Source organism: Saccharopolyspora gregorii, assembly GCF_024734405.1.
Taxonomy (GTDB): Bacteria; Actinomycetota; Actinomycetes; order Mycobacteriales; family Pseudonocardiaceae; genus Saccharopolyspora_C; species Saccharopolyspora_C gregorii.
This window is the reverse complement of sequence record NZ_CP059556.1, coordinates 2,970,003-2,993,001: the sequence shown is the minus strand read 5'-3', so window position 1 is coordinate 2,993,001 and position 22,999 is coordinate 2,970,003. Positions and strand designations below refer to the sequence as shown.

At 73.0% G+C, this 22,999-nt stretch carries 18 protein-coding genes; 12 read left to right on the top strand and 6 right to left on the bottom strand.

All coding sequences use genetic code 11. The annotated features are described in order from the left end of the window. The first annotated feature begins 57 nt into the window (after positions 1-57). A complete protein-coding gene (locus H1226_RS12855) occupies positions 58-2,169 on the top strand; it encodes a catalase (protein WP_258349202.1) in 2,112 nt (703 codons plus the stop codon). Between the two features lie 134 nt (positions 2,170-2,303). Beyond that, positions 2,304-3,767, top strand: coding sequence for an amino acid permease (locus H1226_RS12850; RefSeq protein WP_258349201.1), 1,464 nt, complete (start codon positions 2,304-2,306; stop codon positions 3,765-3,767). Here the strand turns inward: H1226_RS12850 and H1226_RS12845 are convergent. Further along, complete coding sequence (locus H1226_RS12845) at positions 3,745-5,154, bottom strand: MFS transporter (RefSeq protein WP_258349200.1); 1,410 nt, start codon at positions 5,152-5,154, stop codon at positions 3,745-3,747. The two genes, H1226_RS12850 and H1226_RS12845, sit on opposite strands and share 23 nt — an antisense overlap. Before the next feature lie 194 nt (positions 5,155-5,348). Here H1226_RS12845 and H1226_RS12840 point away from each other — a divergent pair, with 194 nt between their 5' ends. The 3 genes from H1226_RS12840 (at position 5,349) to H1226_RS12830 (ending at position 7,354) form a co-directional block, all read left to right on the top strand. Further along, the gene (locus H1226_RS12840) at positions 5,349-6,260 is read left to right on the top strand and encodes a TetR family transcriptional regulator C-terminal domain-containing protein (protein WP_258349199.1); all 912 of its coding nucleotides are present in this window, start codon (positions 5,349-5,351) and stop codon (positions 6,258-6,260) included. A 93-nt stretch (positions 6,261-6,353) separates the two neighbouring features. Next, complete coding sequence (locus H1226_RS12835) at positions 6,354-7,127, top strand: enoyl-CoA hydratase-related protein (protein ID WP_224966166.1); 774 nt, start codon at positions 6,354-6,356, stop codon at positions 7,125-7,127. A gap of 56 nt (positions 7,128-7,183) precedes the next feature. Then, positions 7,184-7,354, top strand: a complete 171-nt coding sequence (locus tag H1226_RS12830) for a hypothetical protein (RefSeq protein WP_258349198.1) — start codon at positions 7,184-7,186, stop codon at positions 7,352-7,354. Positions 7,355-7,611: 257 nt separating this feature from the next. Here H1226_RS12830 and H1226_RS12825 read toward each other — a convergent pair whose 3' ends face one another. From H1226_RS12825 to H1226_RS12815, 3 genes are all read right to left on the bottom strand, one after another. Next, entirely contained in the window at positions 7,612-8,553 is a 942-nt protein-coding gene (locus H1226_RS12825) for an NAD-dependent epimerase/dehydratase family protein (RefSeq protein WP_224958091.1), read from the bottom strand. Between the two features lie 123 nt (positions 8,554-8,676). Continuing rightward, positions 8,677-8,883 (bottom strand): cold-shock protein, encoded by a 207-nt coding sequence (locus H1226_RS12820; protein WP_224958093.1) that lies wholly within the window; start codon positions 8,881-8,883, stop codon positions 8,677-8,679. A gap of 332 nt (positions 8,884-9,215) precedes the next feature. Next, positions 9,216-10,439: a Glu/Leu/Phe/Val dehydrogenase dimerization domain-containing protein gene (locus H1226_RS12815; protein WP_258349197.1), complete on the bottom strand. Its 1,224-nt coding sequence runs from the start codon at positions 10,437-10,439 to the stop codon at positions 9,216-9,218. Positions 10,440-11,000: 561 nt separating this feature from the next. Between H1226_RS12815 and H1226_RS12810 the strand changes: the two genes are divergently transcribed. Continuing rightward, positions 11,001-11,888: a hypothetical protein gene (locus tag H1226_RS12810; protein ID WP_258349196.1), complete on the top strand. Its 888-nt coding sequence runs from the start codon at positions 11,001-11,003 to the stop codon at positions 11,886-11,888. A 20-nt stretch (positions 11,889-11,908) separates the two neighbouring features. Then, entirely contained in the window at positions 11,909-13,477 is a 1,569-nt protein-coding gene (locus tag H1226_RS12805) for an amidohydrolase (protein ID WP_258349195.1), read from the top strand. 16 nt (positions 13,478-13,493) lie between these two features. Here H1226_RS12805 and H1226_RS12800 read toward each other — a convergent pair whose 3' ends face one another. Both H1226_RS12800 and H1226_RS12795 read right to left on the bottom strand, forming a co-directional pair. Next, on the bottom strand, positions 13,494-14,279 hold the full coding sequence (locus tag H1226_RS12800; RefSeq protein ID WP_258349194.1) for a serine hydrolase: 786 nt from the start codon (positions 14,277-14,279) through the stop codon (positions 13,494-13,496). 10 nt (positions 14,280-14,289) lie between these two features. After that, a complete protein-coding gene (locus H1226_RS12795) occupies positions 14,290-15,234 on the bottom strand; it encodes an ornithine cyclodeaminase family protein (RefSeq protein WP_258349193.1) in 945 nt (314 codons plus the stop codon). A gap of 446 nt (positions 15,235-15,680) precedes the next feature. Here H1226_RS12795 and H1226_RS12790 point away from each other — a divergent pair, with 446 nt between their 5' ends. The 5 genes from H1226_RS12790 to H1226_RS12770 all read left to right on the top strand — a co-directional run bounded on the left by H1226_RS12790 (position 15,681) and on the right by H1226_RS12770 (position 22,982). Next, positions 15,681-17,243, top strand: a complete 1,563-nt coding sequence (locus H1226_RS12790; protein ID WP_258349192.1) for an aldehyde dehydrogenase family protein — start codon at positions 15,681-15,683, stop codon at positions 17,241-17,243. Beyond that, complete coding sequence (locus H1226_RS12785; RefSeq protein ID WP_258349191.1) at positions 17,240-18,382, top strand: NAD(P)/FAD-dependent oxidoreductase; 1,143 nt, start codon at positions 17,240-17,242, stop codon at positions 18,380-18,382. Before H1226_RS12790 ends, H1226_RS12785 begins: the two co-directional genes overlap by 4 nt. A gap of 151 nt (positions 18,383-18,533) precedes the next feature. Then, positions 18,534-19,709 carry a Glu/Leu/Phe/Val family dehydrogenase gene (locus H1226_RS12780; protein WP_224958109.1) on the top strand — a complete coding sequence of 392 codons (1,176 nt, stop codon included), beginning with the start codon at positions 18,534-18,536 and terminating at the stop codon, positions 19,707-19,709. 5 nt (positions 19,710-19,714) lie between these two features. Further along, entirely contained in the window at positions 19,715-20,791 is a 1,077-nt protein-coding gene (locus tag H1226_RS12775) for a LysR family transcriptional regulator (RefSeq protein WP_258349190.1), read from the top strand. Beyond that, positions 20,775-22,982, top strand: a complete 2,208-nt coding sequence (locus H1226_RS12770) for a thiamine pyrophosphate-dependent enzyme (RefSeq protein WP_258349189.1) — start codon at positions 20,775-20,777, stop codon at positions 22,980-22,982. Before H1226_RS12775 ends, H1226_RS12770 begins: the two co-directional genes overlap by 17 nt. Positions 22,983-22,999: the final 17 nt, after the last annotated feature.

Below are 22,999 nucleotides of genomic sequence, written 5' to 3'. Positions count from 1 at the left end.
CGGTCCGCCCGGGCGGGCACCCATCGGGCACGGACCAACCGTTCCCGGAGGCCTGGCATGACTTCTCACCGCGACAAGCAGGACCAGCTCGACGAAGTGCGGCACGACCCGCAGGACACCTACCTGACCACCCAGCAGGGCGTCCGCGTCGGCCACACCGACGACTCGCTGACCGCGGGCGCGCGCGGACCCACCTTGCTGGAGGACTTCCACGCGCGGGAGAAGATCACCCACTTCGACCACGAACGCATCCCGGAACGGGTGGTGCACGCGCGCGGCGCGGGCGCCTACGGCTACTTCGAGGCCTACGACTCCTCGCTCGCCGACCACACGGCGGCGAAATTCCTCACCGATCCGCAGCGGCGCACCCCGGTGTTCGTCCGCTTCTCCACGGTCGCGGGTTCGCGCGGCTCGGCGGACACGGTTCGCGACGTGCGCGGCTTCGCCACGAAGTTCTACACCGCGGAGGGGAACTACGACCTGGTCGGCAACAACATGCCGGTGTTCTTCATCCAGGACGGCATCAAGTTCCCCGACTTCGTGCACGCGGTGAAACCGGAGCCGCACAACGAGATCCCGCAGGCGCAGTCCGCGCACGACACGCTGTGGGACTTCGTGCAGCTGCAGCCCGAGACGCTGCACATGATCATGTGGCTGATGTCGGACCGGGCGCTGCCGCGCAGCTACCGCATGATGCAGGGCTTCGGCGTGCACACGTTCCGGTTCGTCAACGCCGCGGGCACCGGCACGTTCGTGAAGTTCCACTGGAAGCCGAAGCTGGGCACCCACTCGCTGGTGTGGGAGGAGTGCCAGCAGGTGCAGGGCAAGGATCCCGACTTCAACCGCCGCGACCTGTGGGACGCCATCGAGGCAGGCAACTTCCCCGAGTGGGAGCTGGGCGTGCAGCTGGTCGAGGAGTCCCGGGAGCACGACTTCGACTTCGACCTGCTCGACGCCACGAAGATCATCCCGGAGGAGCAGGTGCCGGTGCGCCCGGTCGGCCGGATGGTGCTGGACCGCAACCCGGACAACTTCTTCGCCGAGACCGAGCAGGTCGCCTTCCACACCGCGAACGTGGTGCCCGGCATCGACTTCACGAACGACCCGCTGCTGCAGGCGCGGAACTTCTCCTACCTGGACACCCAGCTGATCCGGCTCGGCGGGCCGAACTTCGCGCACATCCCGGTGAACCGGCCGGTCGCGGAGGTCTCCACGAACCAGCGCGACGGCTTCCAGCAGCAGCGGATCCACCGCGGGCAGGCCAGCTACTCGAACAACAGCCTCGGCGGCGGCTGCCCGGTGCTCGCCGGGGCCGACGAGGGCGCCTTCCAGCACTACCAGGAGAAGGTGGAAGGCGCGAAGATCCGCAAGCGCAGCGACAGCTTCCAGGACCACTACACCCAGGCGCGGCTGTTCTGGAACAGCATGGCCTGGTGGGAGCGGGAGCACATCATCGCCGCGTTCCGCTTCGAGCTCGGCAAGGTCGAGCACGTGCACGTGCGGGAGGGCGCGGTCGCGCAGATCAACCGCATCGACCACGACCTCGCCGTCGCCGTCGCCGAGGGGATCGGTGTGACCCCGCCCGAGGCCGCGGCCGGTCCGGGCCACGACGACCGCTCCCCCGCGCTGAGCCAGGCGAACTCGGTGCAGGACACCATCGCCACCCGCACCATCGCGCTGCTCGTCTCCGACGGGGTGGACCAGGCGGAGGTGGCGCAGCTGCGCGACGGCTTCGCCGAGCGCGGCGCGATCGCGGAGGTGCTCGGCACCCGCGACGGCAGCGTGCGCGGCGCCGACGAGAGCCAGGTCGAGGTGGACCGCGCGATCCCCACGGTGTCCTCCGCGCTCTACGACGCGGTGATCGTGCCCGGGGGCACCGACAGCGTGCAGGCGCTGTCCAAGGACGGCTACGCGGCGCACTTCGTGGCGGAGGCGTTCAAGCACGCCAAGCCGGTCGGCGCCAGCGACGAGGGGCTCGCCCTGCTGCAACGCGCCGGGCTGGACTTCGTGCGGCACGCCGGCGAGGGCGACAACGTGGTCAGCGACCAGGGCGTGGTGACCGCGGTGCCCGGCGGCGCGGGGCTGCCCGCCGAGTTCGTCGAGGAGTTCGCCGCGGTGCTCGCCGGGCACCGGGTGTGGGACCGGGACACCACCCAGGTCGTGGCCTGAGCCCCCCCGATCGGCGCAGCCGCTGGCCCGCACGGGTCGCCGCGCTGCGCCGATCGGTCCCACTCCGGTACCAGGTCCATCACGCCGCGCCGGATGTTTCGCTTTCCCCTCGGCGAGCTTCTACCGTGCTGCCCGTGGGTGTTCTGCGAACTCTTCCCGTCCAGCACGTGCTGGACCGCACCGAACGCAGCGGCCTCGCGCGGCGGCTGTCCGGTGTCGACCTCGTCGGCTTCGGCATCGGCATCATCATCGGGACCGGTGTCTTCACGCTGGCGGGCGTCGAGGCCAAGGAGCACGCCGGGCCCGCGGTGGTGGTGGCGTTCCTGATCGGCGGCGTGGTCGCCGCGCAGGCCGCGCTCTGCTACGCCGAGCTGGCCGCGGCGGTGCCGACGGCGGGCAGCGCCTACACCTACGGGTACGCGACGCTCGGCGAGATCTTCGCCTGGATCATCGGCTGGGACCTGCTGCTGGAGTTCGCGCTCGGCGCCGCGGTGGTGTCCCGCAGCTGGTCGGGCTACGTCTCCAGCCTGCTCGGGCTGCCACCGGAGTGGTTCGGCGAGGAGGCGACGGTCAACGTCGGCGCCGTCCTCATCATCGGCGTGCTCACCATCGTCGCCGTGCTCGGCATCCGCGAGTCGTCCTGGCTGACCAACGTGCTGGTCGTGGTCAAGGTGTCGGTCTGCGTGCTGGTCGTCATCGCCGGGTTGTTCTTCTTCACCGGCGCGAACCTCACCCCGTTCGTGCCGCCCGCGCAGCCCGCCGAGCAGGGCGCGAGCGTGCTGGAGCAGCCGCTGGTGTCCGCGGCGCTCGGCATGGAGCAGTCGATGTACGGGTTCGGCGGGGTGCTCACCGCGGCCGCGATCGTCTTCTTCGCCTACACCGGTTTCGAAGCGCTGGCCAACCTCGGCGAGGAGACCAAGCGGCCCAAGCGGGACCTGCCGGTGGGCCTGCTCGGCAGCCTGATCGTGTGCACCGTGCTGTACGTGCTGGTGGCGCTCGTGCTCAGCGCGATGGTCGACTACCGGCAGATCGACGAGGCCGCACCGCTGGCCGCCGCCTTCCACTCGGTCGGCGCGCACTGGGTCGCCGCGCTCATCGCGCTCGGCGCCGTCACCGGCCTGACCTCGGTGATGATGGTGGAGCTGGTGACCATCGGCCGGATCGGGTTCGCGATGAGCCGGGACGGGCTGCTGCCGCCGAAGCTCTCCCAGGTGCACCGGAAGTGGGGGACCCCGCACCGGGTGACGATCGGCGGCGCGGTGCTGGTGATGCTGCTCGGCGGGTTCATCCCGATCTCCGAGCTCGCCGACATGGTCAGCATCGGCGCGCTGTCCGGTTTCGTCATCGTGGCCATCGCGATCCCGGTGCTGCGCCGCCGCGAACCGGACCTGCCGCGCCCGTTCCGGATGCCGTGGTCCCCGGTGCTGCCCGTGCTGACCGCCGTCGCCTGCCTGTACCTGATGTCGAACCTGAGCGTGCTGACCTGGCTGCGGTTCGCCGTGTGGCTCGTGGTCGGCCTGGCGATCTACCTGCTCTACGGCTACCGCAAGTCCCGGCTGGCCACCGCCGAACCGGTCAGCGACGCCGAGTCAGGATGAGCTGCTCGGCCACCGCCAGCAGCAGCGCCAGCGTCACGAACCCGACCGCGACGAGCAGCCCGATCGAGATCGCCGCGTCGTAGCCGCCGGTGGCGATCGCGCCGAAGAACAACCCGGACGCGGTGGCGGTACCGATGGCCGTGCCGAGCCGCTGCCCCGTCTGCTGCACGCCCGCCGCGGTCCCGCCCCGGGCCGCGTCCACCTTGGAGAGCGTGACGGTCTGGTTCGGCGAGATGACCAGCCCGCTGCCGACCCCGGCCAGCAGCAGCGGTGCCGCCACCACCAGGCCCGCGGCCGCCCCCGGCCCCGTCGACAGCAGCAGATCGGTCACCACCAGCCCCGCCAGCGCCCCCACCAGCCCCAGCACCACCAGCGACCGGCCGAACCTGTTCACCAGCCGCCCGCTCAACGCCGAGGACGTGGCGGAACCGATCGCGAACGGCGTCATCGCCAGCCCCGCCTGCAGCGGCGAATACCCCAGCCCGCGCTGGAAGTACAGGGCCAGCACGAAGAAGATGCTGGTGAACCCGGCGAAGTACAGCATCCCCAGCGCGGTGCCGAAGCTGTAGCTGCGGATGCTGAACAGCCCCAGATCCACCAGCGGTTCCCGGCCGCGGCCGCGGTAGTACCGCTCCCACAGCACGAACAGCACCAGCAGCACCGGCGCCGCGCCCAGCAAGTACCACGGCGTGCCCGCCCCGCTCTCCTGCTGGATGAGCGGCAGCAGCACCGCCAGCAACGCCCCGGCCAGCAGCAGCACCCCGACCAGGTCGAGGCTGCGCGGCCCTTCCTCCACCTCGTCCTTCGGCAGCACCTTCGCGGCGAACGCCAGCGCGAACAGCCCGATCGGCACGTTCACGAAGAACACCCAGCGCCAGCCCTGCTCGCTCCCCGCGAACTCGATGATGAGCCCGCCCAGCAGCGGGCCGATCGCGGTGGACACGCCGATGACCGCGCCGAACATGCCGAAGGCCTTCGCCCGTTCGGGGCCCTGGAACAGCTGCTGGATCAGGCCCAGCACCTGCGGGTTGAGCATGCCGCCCGCGACGCCCTGCACCAGCCGGGCGGCCACCAGCCAGAGGGCCGACGGCGCGAAGCCGGCGGCCGCGCTGGCCGCGGTGAACAGCAGCAGCGAGAGCACGAACATCCGGCTGCGCCCGCGGTCGTCGCCGAGCCGCCCGGCGGGCACCAGCACCAGCCCGAAGGTCAACGCGTAGCCGGACACCACCCAGCCCAGCGCCACCGGCGGGGCGTCCAGCCCCTGCTGCATGGACGGCAGCGCGACGTTGACGATGCTGACGTCGAGGAGGGTCATGAATCCCGCCAGCAGGCACACCCCCAGCGCCTGCCACCGCTGCGTCGTCGTCGAGGCGGTAGTTCCCGTCATTCCCACATCCTGACGGTGCACCGACGGCTCGTCTCGGCTGAGGGGGGCCGATCACGCGGACCGTGAGGTGCTAAGGAACGGTCCCCGGTCACCGTCCGGAACCGCCGCGCACGCAGTTCGAGGGTTTCCGCGGCGCTGGTAGCGTCCTGCCCGCGCGCCGCGCCTGCTCCCCCGACCCACGACCGCACGAGACGATGACCTCCGAACCGCCCGAAGACGCCGGACCCGCCGCCTTGCGCGCCAGGGTTCGCGAGGTGGTGGCCGCGCACCAGGGCAGCCACCGGGAGTTCGCCGACCGGATCGGGCTGGACGCCAGCAAGCTGTCCAAGTCGCTGAGCGGGGTCCGGCGGTTCACGCCGGTCGAGCTCACCCGCATCGCCGAGCTCGGCCAGGTGACGGTGAACTGGCTGATCAACGGCCAGGACGACGCGGAGACGGTGGCCGCGGCACCGCGGCGGGCGGCACGCCCACCGGAACGGTCCGGCGGCGACCGCTACCAGCAGATCCTCGACGCGGCCTGGGAGCTCATCGCCGAGCGCGGTTACCACTCGGTGCGGGTCGCCGACATCGCCGAGGCGTGCGGGGTGAGCGCGGCCGCGATCCACTACCACTTCCCGGGTCGCGACGACCTGCTGACCGAGGCGCTGCGGCACTCGGTGCGCCAGGCCTTCGACCGGCAGGTCGCCGAGCTGCACAGCATCGACGACGCGCACCGGCGGCTGCTGCGCCTGGTGGAGCTCCAGCTGCCCGGCTCCCCGGAGCTGCGCCGCGAGTGGTCGATCTGGTTGCAGGTGTGGAACGAGAGCGCGCTGCGCCCCGAGCTGCGCGGGTTGCACGGCGATTCCTACACCCGGTGGCACGACACGATCGCGCGAACCATCCGGCAGGGCCAGCGGCAGGGCGTGTTCACCGGCGGTGACGCCGAGGAGCTCGCGGTGCGCTTGACCGCCCTGATCGACGGACTCGGCATCGGAGTCCTCACCGGCCGCCCGGAACGTTCGGTCCCGCGGATGCGGCAGGTCCTGCACGACTTCATCAGGCGCGACGTGGTCGGCGACCGCGGAGACCGAGCATCTCATCCGCGCCGGGGCGATCACGGGTGGTGATCTCTGCTCGCCCGTCCGGGTCGCTCGATCGCCGGTTGAACCCCCTGGTGCGGCTCGGTAGTTTCCGAAAGCACTCGCCACGGAGGTGATCAGGTGCCGGAGGACGACGAGATCCTGGTCGAGCACCGGGATGCGGTGCTGCTGCTGACCTTCAACCGGCCGGACCGGCTCAACGCGTGGACGCCGAGCATGCGGCGGCGCTACTTCGACCTGCTGGAGGAAGCCGACGCCGACCCGTCCGTGCGCGCGGTGGTCGTCACCGGTGCCGGGCGCGGGTTCTGCGCGGGCACGGACCTCTCCGCGCTGGGTGACACCCCCGAGCCGGACGTCGACGAGCGGGCGATCTCGCTGTCGATCCGGATCCGCAAACCCATCATCGCCGCGATCAACGGGCCGGTCGCCGGGATCGGCCTGGTCGCGGCCCTGTTCGCGGACGTGCGCTTCGCGGCTGAGGACGCCAAGTTCACCACCGCGTTCAGCAGGCGCGGGCTGGTCGCCGAGCACGGCATCTCCTGGTTGCTGCCGAAGCTGGTCGGCGCGGGTGCCGCGCTGGACCTGATGCTCTCGGCCCGGACCCTGCCGGGCACCGAGGCGCACCGGATGGGACTGGTGGACCGGGTGCTGCCCGCCTCGGAGGTGCTGGCGGCGGCGCTGGAGTACGCGCACGTGCTGGCCACCGAGTGCTCCCCCGCGTCGCTGGCCGACATCAAGGAGCAGATCTACTCCGGCCTGGACAGCGGACTGGAGACGGCCCGGGCCGACGCGAGCAACCGGATGGTCACCGCCTTCGGCCGCCCCGACGTGCGCGAGGGGGTGCGCAGCTTCCACGAGCGGCGCCGGCCGGACTTCCCGCCGCTCGGGGGCTGAACGCGGCCGGGACCGATACGGTGGCGTCGAGAAGCCCGATCCGCGGAAGGAGCGCCGTGAACTCCGAGACTCCGGAAGCCGACGCAGCCGATCAGAACCGTCCCGCCGAGGACACCGCGGGCGAGGACCTCACCGTCCCCGCCGAATCGTCCGCGGAGGCCGATCCGGCCGATCTCGCGGACCAGCAGCTGGTGGTCCCCGATGAGGAGGACTACGAACGCGACTGACGGGATCCCTGCGCGCCGCGCGCCGATCACGACGAATGCCGGATTCCGGGGCGCGGCGCGTTGCGGACCCATTAGTCGCACCCGATACGGAGGTCAAGTTCTTTTCGGAAAGTTCCTAGAACTTGCCCCGCACCATTCCGGCACCCGGTAGCTTAACCACGATCACCTGCACCGCCTGGAACGAGCGACCCGCCCTTTCCGCGCCACCGGACGCGCGAAAGCAACTCGCCATTTCCAGTGCGAACTCGCCCCGGCGCTCAGCCCGGCCAGAGGCCGAACATCGTCGCGAATCCCTCACGCCAACTGGGCCATCCCGGACGCCAGCCCAACGTCTCCCGGAGCCGGAAATTCGTCGCCCCCCGCTGTTCGGTCAGCCGGTGCACGGTGAGCCAATCCAGCTGTGCCCTGGCCTGGTCCAACGTCAGCGACAACGGCGCCGGGCCCCCGATCATCCGGGCGTACGCCGGTAACCACTCGGCGTATTCCGCGGGTTCGTTGTCCACCACGTTGTAGGTGCCGGTCTCCCCCGCCTCCAGCACTTCCACGACGGCGCTGGCCGCGTCCTCCACATGGGTGAACGAGGTGAGCCCGACCCCGTCCACGACCAGCGGCAGCGCGCTGCCCCGGACCTGCTCGTGCACCAGTCCGCCCGGCGCGTACCAGGTGTCCGGCCCGTACAGGGAGCCGTAGCGCAGCACCACGCCCTCCAGGTCGGTGCGCTCCACGACCGCGCGCTCCATGTCGGCCACCGCCCGCACCACCTCGCCCCAGCGCCCCGGGGCGTCGATCCACAGCGGCGAGTCCTCGTCCAGCACGTCGTGGCCGTTCGGGCAGTACGCGGCGACCATGCTCTGCGCCACCACGCGGCGCACCCCGGCATCGGCCGCCGCCTCGACCAGGTTCCCGGTGCCCTGCTCCCACAGCCGCGAGGTGCGGGCCAGCGCGTCGTCGAAGTCCGGTCCGCGGAAGCCGGACACCTGCGCCACCACCACGTCCGGCTCCGCGCGCTGCAGCACCTGGCGCAGCCGCGGCAGGTCCAGCACGTCGGCCACCACGACCTCGTCGGCACCGGTCACGCCCTGCGCGCGGCCGGCGGTGCGCAGCAGCGCGGTCACGTGGTGCCCGCGTTCCCGCAGCTTCGGCAGCAGCGTCGTACCGACCACGCCGGTGGCTCCGGCGACGAACACACGAAGGGACACCCGGAACCTCGCAAAGATCGACTTCAGCGGGGTGGGCAGCCTACCGCGTCGCGGCCGGCGCCCACGACGAACATGCGAGAGGCCCACGCCTGGCAGGCGTGGGCCTCTCGCTATCGGCTTGACTCAGGCGATGCCGCGAATCTGCGAAGCTTGCGGACCCTTCGGGCCCTGGGCGATCTCGAACTCCACGCGCTGGTTCTCGTCCAGCGTGCGGAAACCGGAGGCGTCAATCGCACTGTAGTGGGCGAACACATCGGATCCACCCCCGTCGGGGGTGATGAAGCCGAAGCCCTTTTCAGCGTTGAACCACTTAACGGTACCGGTAGCCATTCTCTTTACTCCTACTTCAGATGGCCAGGGCCGACACTGCGTCAACCCCAAGTCGCCGAGATGATCACCCGGGCCGAACGGCCTCCGGCACAACAAAGCGCCTGCGCCACACTTGTCTCGCAGGCACTTTTTAGTACTTCTGGGAACCAAAACTGCAACCGCGGTCAACGCTAGCACCCCGACAGCGGGTTGTCACACACTTGTCACCCGAAGTTGTGGCGACCGAAGTCCGGTGTAACGCCCATCCGCATTCCGACGATTTCCCCGAAATGGGCGTGCGCGCCACCCCGGGAGCCGGGATGGCGCGCACGTTCCAGTCCGATGCGGTGAGCCTACGGAATGCTGACCAGCAGCCTCCCCTCGGCCTCCGCCACCTTGTTCTGCTCGGTCTGCCAATCCGCGAGCCGCAGCGCGGCCGTGCGCGGCGTGGTGCCGTCGGCGTCCCAGGCCGCCAGCAGCGGCGGGATCTTCGCCAGCATCTCCTCCCGGAGCACGCTGAACGACAGCACCGGGTCGGCGTCCACCCGGCCCAGCAGCAGCCACCACGCCCAGGCGACCGCGCCGGAGTTCGCCACGAAGTCCGGGATCACCGGCACTCCGCGGTCCGCCAGCTGCCGCTCCGCTTCGGCGGTGATCGGCGTGTTGGCCGCCTCGATGATCACCTTGGCGTTGACCTGGGCCACCCGCTCCGGGGTGATCGCGTAGGACACCGCGGCCGGGATCAGCACGTCCACGTCGATCGAGAGCACCGCGTCCCGCGGCAGCCGCTGCACGTCCGCGGGCACCTGGTCGCGGTCGATCTCGCCGAACCGGTCCCGGGCCTCCAGCAGCGCGGGCACGTCAAGTCCGTCCGGGTGGTAGAGCGATCCGGCGGCGTCGGCCACCGCGACCACCTTCAGCCCGGCCTCGTGCAGGTACCAGGCGGCACCGCCACCCATGGTCCCCACGCCCTGCACCGCGACGGTGGTGCTCGCGTGGTCCCAGGCGCGGGCGTGCACCACGCCGAGGCAGCACTGCGCCACGCCGTAGCCGCCGACCACGTCCCCGAGCAGCAGCCCGCCGGGAACGGGCGCATTCAGCCCGGCCCGCACCCGGCGCAGCGTGTGCTCCACGTCGGGCGCCCTGCGGATCGCCGCGTGGTAGGACTGCTGCAGCCCGGCCTCGACGAACACGTCGTCGATCAGGTGCTGCGGCACGCCCAGGTCCTCGGCGGTCACCCAGTGCGCGTCGATCCACGGGCGCATGGCCTCGACGAAGCGGCGCAGCACGCCGTGCGCCTCCGGGTCCTTGGGATCGCAGTCGATGCCGCCCTTGGCGCCACCGACCGGCAGGTCGAACACGGCGGTCTTGCGGGCCATCCCCCGCGCCAGGTCCTCCACCTCCGACATCGTGCATCCGGCGCGCATCCGGGTTCCGCCGGTCGCCAGGCCTGACACCAGGCTGTGCACGACGAGGAACCCGTTCTTCCCCGTCACCGGATCTGTCCAGGTCACCCTCATCAGCGGGTCGCAGTCGACGAGTGCCACCGGCCGAACCTCCTCCCAAGTGCAGTGCATGGCATGGGCGCCTCGATGGCGCCCACCAGAGTTACCTACAGAAGGGGCGTGTTCCGGCGAGGGAGTTCGAGCACCGCTCAGGGACTGGTCCCGCGGGGCCCGGCTCGGCCGGCCGCACGCGCTGCGCGTCGTGATCACCGCCTCAAGCGGTGATCAGCCTCAATGTCGCAGCCAGAGCGATGAAGAAGCCAGCCAGCGGAGGGGACGGGGAAGGCCGTGCTCATGGGCCCGCATGGTCACCTCCACGTCTCGCCGGCGATGGATCGAAGCTAAACCCGAGCTGGATTTATTGTCAACAATCGTCGTATCCGACATTCGCGCCGTCATCCGAAGTTCACGGCGAAACCCGCCCGTGATGTGTCGGCAAGCCGCTGACCAGGCTAATCGGAGATCGCCGGGAAGGGGACAGCTGGCCGCCGACACTCACTCGTCCGGGGTCTTAAGCTCTGGGCGCGGCAGTTGTCCGCCCGCGGCTTCGCGCGGGTGAACGCAGGACGTCGGGCGCGCACGAGTTCGGGGAATCGGCTCCGCCGCCCGCGCACGGGCTGGGAGGATGCAGGCATGAGCCAACCGGGACTCCCCGAGCAGGGGCCCCACCGACCGGATCCGCAGGACCCGCCGGGTGCGCTGGACCAGGCGGCGCAGCAGAACCTCATCCAGGAGGTGGGCCGGGTGCTGCTGCGCTCCATGCCCCCCGCGTGGAGCGAGGTCACCGTCGAGTACCGCGCCGTGGGCGGGCACGCCGAGCTCGCCGCGCAACTGCTGGCCCCCAACGGCACCCTGATCCCGCTCGCGGTCCCGGACGCGGTCGCGGGGCTGTTCGCCCGCCTCCGCCACGGCATGCACGAGGCCGACCGCGGGACCTGGATCAGCGCCCTCTACCGCCTGCAGCGGCCCAGCAGCTACAGCGTCGACTTCAACGGCGACCACGAGCCGGGCTGGAACCGCACGCCGCGGCCCGAGGAGTTCGCCGCGGAGCTGCGCACCTACCCGCGCGCGGGCGCGAACATCCCCGCCTGGCTCGCGCGGGGCGCGGGAATCCCGGACGCGACCGGCAGCGCCACCCGCACGCCCGCGCTGCGCACCGCGGAGGTCTTCGACTCGGTCGACGAGGACGGGCGCCCGCAGGTAAACCGGCCCGGGATCGACGACGCGGAGCTGCGCGGGCTCGTCGACTACCTCGACCGGGCGCCGGTGGTGCTGGCCGCGCGCAGCTACGACACCGACCAGCTCGACCCCGCCGCTCCCGCCGACGTGCCGCTGACCTTCCACACCGACGGCCGGTGGATCTGGCCCGGCGCGGTCGGCTACTACCTGCGCAAGCACGGGGTCCCGCCGGACGCGGCGCTGGTCGACCACATCCGCGGCACCGGGTTCCAGGTCCCGGAGGTGGACGAGCACGACCGGGAGCTCGCGGTCTCGGTGATCACCGGCGAGGAGCATCGCTGACGGGCGCCGACCTGGCGTTCGTGGACGGCCCGGTCGTCACCTCGGACGCTGGCGGTTCGCGCACCGACGCGCTCGCCGTGCGGGCGGGCCGCGTCCTCGCGCTGGGCGAACCGGCGGTGCGGCCGCTGATCACGAGCCGCACCGAGGTGGTGCGGTTGTCCGGGCGGCTGCTGCTGCCCGGGTTCCAGGACGCGCACGCGCACCCGGTGTTCGGCGGGCTGCGGCGGCTGCGCTGCGACCTCACGGCGGCGACGAGCGCAGCGGAGTGCCTGCGGACGGTGGCCGCGCACGGCGGTGCTGGCTGGGTGCTCGGCGGCGGCTGGGACTCGCCGCTGTTCCCCGGTGGCGCGCCGACCGCGGGCGAGCTGGACGCGGTGACCGGGGACCGGCCCGCGTACCTGCTCAACCGCGACCTGCACAGCGCCTGGGCGAACACCGCCGCGCTGCGCCTCGCCGGAGTGCGCGCGGACACCCCCGATCCCCCGGACGGCTGGATCGAGCGGGACGGGCGCGGCCGGCCCACCGGGACGTTGCACGAGGGCGCCGCCGACCTGGTGGCCCGCGCGCTGCCCGCCCCGGATCCCGGCGAGCACCGCGCGGCGCTGCTGGAGGGCCAGCGGGTGCTGCACGCGCACGGCGTCACCGGGTGGCAGGACGCGATCGTCGGCGCCTACCTGGGGCACGCGGACGTCTTGGACACCTACCGGGAACTCGATCGCGCGGGGTTGCTGCGCGCCCGGGTGCAGGGCGCGCTGTGGTGGGACCGCCGCCGCGGCGCGGAGCAGATCCCGGAGCTGGTCGAGCGGCGGCGTCGGGCGCGCGGCGCGCGGTTCCGGGCCGAGCACGTGAAGGTCATGCTGGACGGGGTGTGCGAGAACCGCACCGCCGCCATGGAAGCTCCCTACCTCGGCGAGCAGGGCCGCGGGCTGGCCCACCTCCCGGACGCCGAGCTGCGGGAGGTCGTCACCGCGCTCGCCGCCGCGGACTTCGCGGTGCACTTCCACGCCGTCGGTGACCGGGCGGTGCGCGCGGCGCTGGACGCGGTCGCCGACGCGCCGGGTTCGGGGCTGCGCCACCAGATCGCGCACGTGCAGGTGGTGCACCCGAACGACGTGCCGCGGTTCCGGGAGCTCGGCGTGACCGCGAACGTCCAGCCGGCCTGGGCGGTCCCCGACGCGGCGATGACGGAGCTGACCATCCCGCGCCTCGGTGCCGAGCGCGCCGCGCGCCAGTACCCGTTCCGGTCGCTGCACGAAGCGGGCGCCCCGCTCGCCGCGGGCAGCGACTGGCCGGTCTCCGATCCCGATCCGCTCGCCGCGGTGCACGCCGCGGTGAACCGCCGGGAACCGGGCGGGGCCTCGGCGTTCCTGCCGGAGCAGGCGCTGCGGCTGGAGACGGCGCTGACCGCGCACACCGCGGGCGCGGCGCGGGCGAACGGGTTCGCCGCCGAGACCGGGTCGTTGGAGCCGGGCAAGGCGGCCGACCTCGTGGTGCTCGACCGCGACCCGTTCGCCCTGCCACCGGAGGAGATCGGCCGCGCCCGGGTGGATCTGACCTTCGTGGACGGAGAACCCGTCCACCGGCGCTGACGGCCTGCCGAGGACGTCACCCCAGCGCGTGGAACACGCGCAGCCCGAGGTCCGCGATGCGGTCGCAGGCGAGGCGGTGCGCGGCCCGCTCGTCGGCGAGCTCGTCCACCAGCACGGCCACCACCGCGCGCGGCCGGTGGTCGCCGATCAGCGCCACGTCGTGCCGGGAGTGCGCGATCTCGCCGGTCTTGTTCCAGCAGCGGACGCCCGCCGGCAGCAGCGCGGGCAGCCGATCGCGCACCTGCTGGCGGGAGAGCACGCGCAGCGCGTGCGCCGTCAGGTCCGGTGGCAGCGCCCGCGCGGTGGCGAGCCGGTCCAGGATCCGCGCCTGGTCGTGGGCGGTGGTCGTGTTCCGGCCCGGGGCCCGCACGTCCATCAGCCGCCGCTCCACCCGGGTGGCCGTGCACCCCAGGTCGGTGGCGCAGCGGGCGATCGCCGGGAAGCCCACGGCGTCGATCACCGCGTTCGTCGCGGCGTTGTCGCTGATCACGATCATGAGCGTGATCAGGTCGCCGAGGCCGAGCCGGTCCACTCCGGACAGTTCGTGCAGCACACCGGAACCTCCGGCTCGTTCCGCGGGAATCGGCACCTGGTCGTCCAGGGTGAACAGTCCGTCGTGGACGGACCGCAGCGCGCTGATCATGACGAGCACCTTGATGGTGCTCGCCGGGTGCACCTCGCGGTCGGCACCGCTGAGCACCGGCACCCGCTCGCGCAGGTCCCACGCGGCGAACCCGAGGCGGCCCGGGAAGTCCGGGCGCACCCCGGCAAGCGAGTCCGCCAACCGCCGCGCGAAACCCATCCGAGCCCTCCTAGAGCGTGCCGAGCACCGCGTGCGCCGCGGCGGCGTCCTGCACCCCCACGCCGACGCTGTTGTAGAACACCAGGTCCTCCGGCGCGGTGCGGCCCGGAGCGCGCCCGGTCAGCACCTCGCCGAGCGAGCGCAGCCGGTCCCGGTCCAGGTCGCCGTCGCGCAGCGCGCGCACGATCGGCCCGGCGTGGCCGGCGGCGGTGTCCGCATCGTCGACCACGACCGCCCCCGCGCGCCGCACGAGCTCCGCGTCGACCTCGTGGCGGTGCCGTTCGAAGGAGCCCACCGACACCACCGTGGCACCGGGTTCCAGCAGGTCGGTCGCGACGACCGGCTCGGCGCTCAGCGTGCAGGTGGCGATGATCGAGGCGCCGCGGACGGCCTGCTCGGCGGTGTCCGCGGGACGCACGTCGAGCCCGAGTTCGGCGGCGAGCTCGGCGGCGAGCGCCTCCCGCCGCTGCCGGTTCCGGGCGTGCACGCGGACGCTCCGCAGCTCCCGCACGCGGGCGATGGCGCGCACGTGCGCGCGGGCCTGCACGCCGGATCCGAGCACCGCGAGGTCGGCCGCCGCTCCGGGGGCGAGGGCGTCGACGGCGACCGCGCTGCCCGCCGCGGTGCGCAGCTCGGTGAGCGCGGTGCCCGCCAGGACCGCGCGCGGTCCGCCGGTGCGGGCGTCGAGCACCAGCAGGGTCCCCGAGATCACCGGCAGGTCCAGCTCGGCGTTGCCCGGGTGCACCGAGACGAGCTTGGCGACGGCGCCGTGCTCCGGCGAGATGGTGCCGAGGTAGCTCAGCGCGGTGCCGGTGCCGCTGGGCACCGAGACCTTCGGGGCGAGCCGCGCCCGGCCGTCGGCGAGCGCTTCGAACGCGGTCCGCTGCGAGCGGATCGCCGTGTCGAGGTCCAGGGCCGCGGTCACGTCCGCGTCGGTCCACATCAGGTCGGTCATCGGTTCCTCCGGTTCGCGGTTCCCCCGCAACCTGGCACGCGGGGCGGGGTGCTGGGAACGGGGTTCGGGCACCGGGCTCCCGGGACGCGGAGTCTCGGGATGCGGAGCCTCAGGACGCCCGGCGGACGATCTTGCTGAGCAATAGCTTCGCTGTCGCTCAGAACGTCAGGAAATCACTCTTCTGATGCTCGATGTTCGAACGCCTGCGCGGTTACCGTGAGTTCCACGCCCGGTCGCACACCGCAGCCGGCAGTCCGCCGCTCCGGCGGCTCCCCGCTCCGCCCTGCCCCGACGCCCCGGTACCCGATTTCCCGGTTCCCGACGCCCCCGGTTCCCGACGAGCGACCCGCCGACCGGCCCCGGCCGCCGACGGCACGAGCGCGAGCACGCACCCGCAAGCACGCACGAGGAAGAGGTGGACCACGGTGTCGACGACGGTGAGTTCGGTGATCGGAACAGGCGCGCACGAGGCGGCGACCGGGTCCGGCACCGGCGAGTACCTCTCCCGCAACCCCGCGCGGCTGGACGACGTGGTGGCGCGGGTCGAGCTCGGCGGAGCGGACGCGCTGCACGCCGCCGCGAAGGCCGCCCGCACCGCGCAGCGCGAGTGGGCGCAGGTGCCCGCCCCGGTGCGCGGCCGGGTCGTCGCCGAGCTCGGCAGGCTGGTCGAGGCGAACAAGGAGTCGCTCGCCCGGCTCGTGACCAGGGAGATCGGCAAGCCCTACGCCGAAGCGCTCGGCGAGGTCCAGGAGATCGTCGACACCTGCGACTTCTTCCTCGGCGAGGGCAGGCGGCTCTACGGGCAGACGGTGCCCTCCGAGATGCCGGACAAGCAGCTGTTCACCTTCCGGGTGCCCGTGGGTGTGGCCGCGGTGATCACCGCGGGGAACTTCCCGGTCGCGGTGCCGTCCTGGTACCTGGTGCCGGCCTTGCTCTGCGGCAACGCGGTGGTGTGGAAACCGGCCGAGTACGCCGCCGCGGCCGCGCGCGCCGTCGCCGAGCTGGCCTGGCGGGCCGGGGTGCCGCGCGGCGTGCTGAACCTGGTGTACGCCGACGGCGACGCCACCTACGCCGGGCTGGAGACCGCGCTGCGCGACGGCCTGGTCGACAAGGTGGGTTTCACCGGCTCCAGCGCCGTCGGCTCGCGCATCGGCGAGCTGTGCGGCCGCTACGCCCAGAGCCCCTGCCTGGAGCTCGGCGGGAAGAACCCGATGGTGGTGGCCGCGGACGCCGACCTCGACCTGGCCGTGGAGGGCGCGCTGTTCTCCGGCTGGGGAACGGCGGGGCAGCGCTGCACCTCGCTCGGCAACCTGATCGTGCACCGGGACGTGCACGACGAGTTCGTGAGCAGACTCGACCGCGCGCTGCGCGACGCGGTGATCGGCGACCCGGCGCAGGAGGTGCTCTACGGGCCGCTGCTCGACCAGAAGTTCGCCGACGGCTTCGAAGCGGTGCTGGACACCATCGCCGACCACCACCGGGTCCTGGGGTCCGAGTTCGTCGGGCGGATCCGCGGTGACGCGCCGCGCGCCGGGTTCCTGGGCGACCCGGAGGCCGGGCTGTTCTACCACCCCGTGCTGCTGGACGGCTTGCGCCCCGAGGACCACGTGTTCGCCCAGGAGACCTTCGGCCCGATCGTCGGGGTCAGCACCTTCGACAGCCTGGACGAGGCGATCGAGCTAGGCGACGCGCCCGGATACGGCCTCTCCGCCGCCGTCTACACCACCGACCCGGCCACGGCCTTCCGGTTCCGCCAGGGCACCCGGGCAGGCATGGTCAGCGTGAACAACTCGACCTCCGGCGCGGAGGCGCACCTGCCGTTCGGCGGCAACGGGCGGTCCGGGAACGGCAGCAGGCAGTCGGGCATCTGGGTGCTCGACCAGTTCACCCGCTGGCAGTCGTTGAACTGGGACTTCTCCGGCAAGCTGCAGAAGGCCCAGATGGACGTGGCCACCGTCGAGCCGGACCGCGGCTACCGGTTGCCGCCCGAACTGGGCGGCACCGAGTGACCCCGCCGGGCCGGGCCGAGGTCGTCGTGATCGGTGGCGGGGCGATGGGCACCTCCATCGCCTTCCACCTCGCCGAGGCGGGAGCGGACGTGCTCCTGCTGGAACGCGGCGAACTCGGCTCCGGCAGCACCGGCAAGGCGGCAGGCGGGGTGCGGGCGCAGTTCTCCGACCCGGTCAACATCGAGCTCGGTGCGCGCAGCCTGCACGCGTTCGCCCGCTTCGACGAACGGCCCGGCGGCTGCATCGACCTGCGCCGGAACGGCTACCTATTCCTGCTCACCGATCCGGCGGACGTGGCGGCGTTCGAGGAGTCCGTGCGGCTGCAGAACGCCTGCGGCGTCCCCAGCCGGATGCTCACCGCCCGGGAGGCCGGCGAGCTCTCGCCACCCGTGTCCGTGGACGGCGTGCTCGCCGGCGCCTTCTCCCCCACCGACGGGCACTGCACCCCGGACGGCGTGGTGCAGGGCTACGCCGCCGGAGCGCGCCGCTGCGGCGCGCGGATCCAGCGGCACTGCGCCGTGACCGGCATCGAGGTCACCGGCGGTGCGGTCACCGGGGTGCGCACCGACGCGGGCCCGGTCGCCACCTCCGCGGTGGTGTGCGCGGCCGGCGCCTGGTCGGCGGCCGTCGGGGCGATGGCCGGGGTCGAGCTGCCGGTCCGGCCGCTGCGGCGGCAGATCCTGGTCACCGAACCGGCACCCGGGTTGCCCGACCGGTTGCCGTTCACCATCGACTTCGGGACCGGCTTCTACTTCCACGAGGAGGGGCTCGGGCTGCTGATGGGCATGCCGGACCCGGTGGACAGCGCCGAGCCGCACCTCGACGACGGCTGGCTCGAACTGCTCGCGGACACCGTTGAACGGCGGGCACCGGCGCTGGCCGCGCTGGGCGCGGCGCACCGCTGGGCCGGGCTCTACGAACTGAGCCCCGACCACAACGCGCTGATCGGCTCGGCCGCGGAGGTGCGCGGGTTCCTGTACGCGACCGGTTTTTCCGGGCACGGCTTCCTGCAGAGCCCGGCGGTGGGCGAAGTGGTCCGCGACCTGGTGCTGGACCGGCCACCACCGGTCGACGTCAGCGGGCTCGGCGTGGACCGCTTCGCCCGCGACGAGCACCGCCCGGAACGCAATCTCGTCTGAGCACCCCGTCGGCGGCCCTTCGACCTCCGCTCGCGCGCGGAACCGCTCGAACCTCACCTCGCCGGTGGCCGACCGACCGGACCGCCGAGCACGCCCCGGAACCCGCGCGGTTCCGCCATCGCAGCACGACGACATCACGCTGGAGGCAGCCGTGAACGACCCGTTGCAGTCGATCGACGAATGGGGACCCGAGAAGATCGTCTGCGTCTCCGACTCCCGGACCGGGATGCGCGGCGTGCTGGTGGTGGACAACACCGCCCGGGGCACCGGCAAGGGCGGCATCCGGATGAGCCCCGCGGTGACGGTCACCGAGATCGCCCGGCTGGCCCGGGTGATGACGTGGAAGTGGGCCGCCGCCGATCTGTTCCACGGCGGTGCGAAGGCGGGCATCGTCGCCGACCCGGCCGCGCCGGACAAGGAGCGCGTGGTGCGCGCGTTCGCGCGCAAGCTCGCCGACCAGATCCCCGCCAGCTACGTCGCGGGCCTGGACATGGGCATGACCGAGCGGGACGCCGCGATCATCCAGGACGAGCTCGGCGACCGGGGCGCCGCCGTCGGGGTGCCCGAGGTGCTGGGCGGCGTGCCCTACGACGAGCTCGGCGTCACCGGGCACGGCGTCGTGGCCGCGTTGGACGCGGCGCTCCGGCTGCGCGGCCGGCCGATCGCCGGGGCGCGGGTGTCGGTCCAGGGGTTCGGCGCGGTCGGCGCGGCCGCCGTCCGCCGCCTGCACGAGCTCGGTGCGCAGGTCGTCGCGCTATCCACAGTGGACGGAGCGGTGCACGACCCGGACGGGCTGGACGTGCCGTGGTGGCTGGCGCGCCGCACCGAGCACGGCGACGCCTGCGTGCGCGACGCCCCGGCGGTCAAGCGGCTCGACCGCGGCGCCGAACTGCTCGTCGACTGCGACGTGCTGCTGCCCGCGGCCGGGCAGGACGTGCTCGGCGCAGAGCTCGCCGCCGAGGTCCGCGCCGACCTCGTGGTCGAAGGCGCCAACCTGCCGACCACGCCGGGAGCCCGCGCGGTGCTGGCCGACCGCGGGATCACCGTCGTGCCGGACTTCATCGCCAACGCCGGGGGTGCCATCGCCGCCGGATTCGCGATGGACGCGCGCCGGTCCGCGTTCCGCCCCGCCGCGGACCGGATCCTCGACGAGGTCGCCGAGCGCTGCCGCGACAACACCTCCCTGGTGCTGCGCTCCGCGCGGGACCGCGGCCTCGATCCGCGCACCGCCGCGCTGGACCTGGCGCAGGACCGGGTGCGGGCGGCGATGGAACTGCGCGGCCGGTCGGCGCGGGCCGAGGCGGAACCGATCGGCGCGGGTGGCTGATCAGCGTGCTCAACCCGATCCACCTGCGGACCCTGCAGGAATGCGTGCGCACCGGCTCCTTCGCGGAGGCGGGCCGGGCACTGGGCTACACCGCCTCGGCGGTGTCCCAGCAGATGGCGCTGCTCGAACGCGCCGTCGGGGCTCCGCTGTTCGAGCGCTCGGCGCGCAGCGCCCGCTGCACCGCGCTCGCCGTCCGGCTCACCGAACGCAGCCGGGACGCGCTGGGGGCGCTGGAATCCCTCGAACGCGAGGTGCGCGCGATGGTCAGCGGCGAGGAGGGCAGCCTGCGGCTGGCTGGTTTCGCCACCGCCAACGCCCGCATCCTGCCCGGCGTGCTCGCCTCGGTGCTCGAGCGGCGCCCGCACGCGGAACTGCAGCTGGACGAAGGCGAACCGGACGAGGTGGTGGACAGCGTGCTCGACGGCGTGCTCGACGCCGCGGTGGTGTTCGAGTACGACCTGGACCCGCGCCAGTGGCCCGCGGAGCTGCGGGTGGACGAAGTGGTCTCCGAACCGATGCGGCTGGTGCTGCCCGCCGGACACCGGCTGACCGGCGCGGCGGAGATCCCGCTGCACGAACTGGCCGACGAACCGTGGATCTGCACCCGCCGGGACACCTCGGGGGCGCGATCCCTGGTGCGGCTGGCCGCCGCGAGCGGGTTCGTCCCGCGGATCACCTTCCGCAGCAACGACTACTCGGTGATCCGGGACCTGGTGGCCCGCGGCATGGGCGTCGCGCTGCTGCCGGGTCTCGCGCTCGGCGCGGCCTCGGTGCGCATCATCCGGCTCGCCGGGCGGCAACCGCAGCGGCGGGTGCGAGTGCTGTACCGCAAGGAGAACACCAACCCGCTGCTGCCGATAGCGCTGGACTGCCTGCACCGAGCGGGCGCGGACCTCGCCGAGCGCTGGGCGGGCGAGGGCGAGTTCCCCGTGTGGCCCGACGGCGCCGAACCCGGCCGAGAACCCGCCGCCCCGCCGGAAGGACCGGTCGACCTGCGGTGGCACGACACCAAACCGGAAGCGGGCGCGGGTCCCGTGGTCGGTGCGCGAGCGGAACGGAGTGATCATGAACCACGTCGGTGAGCAGGTCGAGCAGATCGACGAGCACTTCCGCACCGCGGTGGCGGAACTCGCGCCGGGCGACGAGCCCGGCCCCGCCGACGGTCCCGTCTCCGGCGCCGCACTGCTGGACCTGTTCGACGCGCAGGCCGGGAGCAGGCACCTGGACTTCGCCGCGCGGTCGCTGGGCCGCCGCAAGCTCGGCTTCTACAGCATCGGTTCCAGCGGGCACGAGTCGAACGCCGCGGTCGCGGCCGCGCTGCGGCCCACCGATCCGGCGCTGCTGCACTACCGCTCCGGGGCGTTCTACCTGCGCCGGGCCGCGCAGGTTCCGGAGCACGACGCGCTGCGGGACGTGCTGCTCGGCGTCGTCGCCTCCGCGGAGGAACCGATCTCGGCGGGCAGGCACAAGGTCTTCGGACACGGCGAGCTCGGCATCGTCCCGCAGACCTCCACCATCGCCTCGCACCTGCCGCGGGCCACCGGGCTGGCGTTCGCGCTGGGCCGCGCCGAGCGGCTCGGGCTGCGCTGCGAGTGGCCGCCGGACTCGGTGGTGGTGACCAGCTTCGGCGACGCCTCCGCGAACCACTCCACCGCGCTCGGCGCGATCAACGCCGCGGCGCACACCGCGCACCAGGGTCTGCCGGTGCCGCTGCTGCTGGTGTGCGAGGACAACGGGATCGGCATCAGCGTGCGCACCCCACCGGACTGGATCGCCGCGGCACGGCACCCGGCGCTCCGGTACTCCACTTCGGACGGTGCCGATCCGGTGCGCTGCCTGGAGATCGCGGCCGAGCTGGCGGACTGGGTGCGGGTGCACCGGCGGCCCGCGCTGCTGCACCTGCGCACGGTCCGGCTGATGGGGCACGCCGGTTCCGACGTCGAATCGGGCTACCGCACGAGGTCCGAGATCCTCGCCGACCACGCGCGGGACCCGCTGCTGGCCACCGCGACCGCGCTGGTGCACCGCGGCGTCCGCTCCCCCGACGCGGTGCTGGAGCGCTACGAAGCCGCGCGCGCTGCGGTCGCCCGCACCGCAGAGCAAGTGTTGTCCCGGCCGAAGCTCGCCGACCGCGCCGAGGTGATGGCCGCGATCGCCCCGGCGCATCCCGCGGCGGTGCGCGACCGGGCGACCCGCGTCGAACCGGGGCGCGCGGCGCACTTCGGCACCGCGCCACCGGAATCGGAAGGACCGCTCACCCTCGCCGAGTCGATCAACCGCGGGTTGGCGGACGCGTTGGCCACCGATCCCGGGGTGCTCGTGTTCGGCGAGGACGTGGGGACCAAGGGCGGGGTGTACGGGGTGACGCGCGGCCTGCGCCGGAGCTTCGGCGGGCTGCGCGTGTTCGACACCCTGCTCGACGAGCAGAGCATCCTCGGCACCGCCCTCGGCAGCGGGCTGGCCGGGATGCTGCCGATCCCGGAGATCCAGTACCTCGCCTACCTGCACAACGCGGCGGACCAGCTGCGCGGCGAGGCGGCGACGCTGGGGTTCTTCTCCGACGGCCGGTTCCGCAACCCGATGGTGGTGCGGATCGCGGGCTACGGCTACCAGAAGGGGTTCGGCGGGCACTTCCACAACGACAACTCGGTGGCGGCGCTGCGGGACATCCCCGGCCTGGTGGTGGCCTCCCCGTCCCGGCCGGAGGACGCCGCGGCGATGCTGCGCACCTGCGTGGCCGCGGCGCGCGAGGACGGGCGCGTATGCGTGTTCCTCGAACCGATCGCGCTCTACCACGAGCGGGATCTGCACGAGCCGGGCGACGACGGCTGGCGCGCCCGGTACCCCGCGCCGAGCGAGGAGCACGTGCCGATCGGCCGGGCCCGCACCCACGGCGACGGCGGCGAGCTGACCCTGGTGACCTTCGGCAACGGCCTGCCCAGGTGCCTGCGGGTGGCGCGGCGCCTGCGCCGCGAGGGCGCGGGTGTCCGGGTGCTGGACCTGCGCTGGCTGAGCCCGCTGCCCGCCGCCGACCTGCTCGCCGCGGCCCGGGCGACCGGCCGGGTGCTGGTGGTCGACGAGACCCGCCGCAGCGGCGGCGTCTCCGAACCGGTGGTGACCGCGCTGGTCGACGGCGGTTTCACCGGACCGATCACCCGCGTGACCAGCGCGGACAGCTTCATCCCGCTCGGCGCCGCCGCAGGGCACGTGCTGCTGGACGAGCAGACCGTGGAGGACGCCGCCCGAGACCTCCTCCGCGGGCGACCGAGATGAGCTCCCGCACCCGAGCC

Excerpts from the sequence above, each read along its gene's own strand:
- H1226_RS12855 (WP_258349202.1), top strand. The coding sequence starts at position 58 with ATGACTTCTCACCGCGACAAGCAGGACCAGCTCGACGAAGTGCGGCAC.
- H1226_RS12845 (WP_258349200.1), bottom strand. The coding sequence starts at position 5,154 with ATGACGGGAACTACCGCCTCGACGACGACGCAGCGGTGGCAGGCGCTG.
- H1226_RS12840 (WP_258349199.1), top strand. The coding sequence starts at position 5,349 with ATGACCTCCGAACCGCCCGAAGACGCCGGACCCGCCGCCTTGCGCGCC.
- H1226_RS12820 (WP_224958093.1), bottom strand. The coding sequence starts at position 8,883 with ATGGCTACCGGTACCGTTAAGTGGTTCAACGCTGAAAAGGGCTTCGGC.
- H1226_RS12815 (WP_258349197.1), bottom strand. The coding sequence starts at position 10,439 with ATGCACTGCACTTGGGAGGAGGTTCGGCCGGTGGCACTCGTCGACTGC.
- H1226_RS12810 (WP_258349196.1), top strand. The coding sequence starts at position 11,001 with ATGAGCCAACCGGGACTCCCCGAGCAGGGGCCCCACCGACCGGATCCG.
- H1226_RS12800 (WP_258349194.1), bottom strand. The coding sequence starts at position 14,279 with ATGGGTTTCGCGCGGCGGTTGGCGGACTCGCTTGCCGGGGTGCGCCCG.
- H1226_RS12795 (WP_258349193.1), bottom strand. The coding sequence starts at position 15,234 with ATGACCGACCTGATGTGGACCGACGCGGACGTGACCGCGGCCCTGGAC.
- H1226_RS12770 (WP_258349189.1), top strand. The coding sequence starts at position 20,775 with ATGAACCACGTCGGTGAGCAGGTCGAGCAGATCGACGAGCACTTCCGC.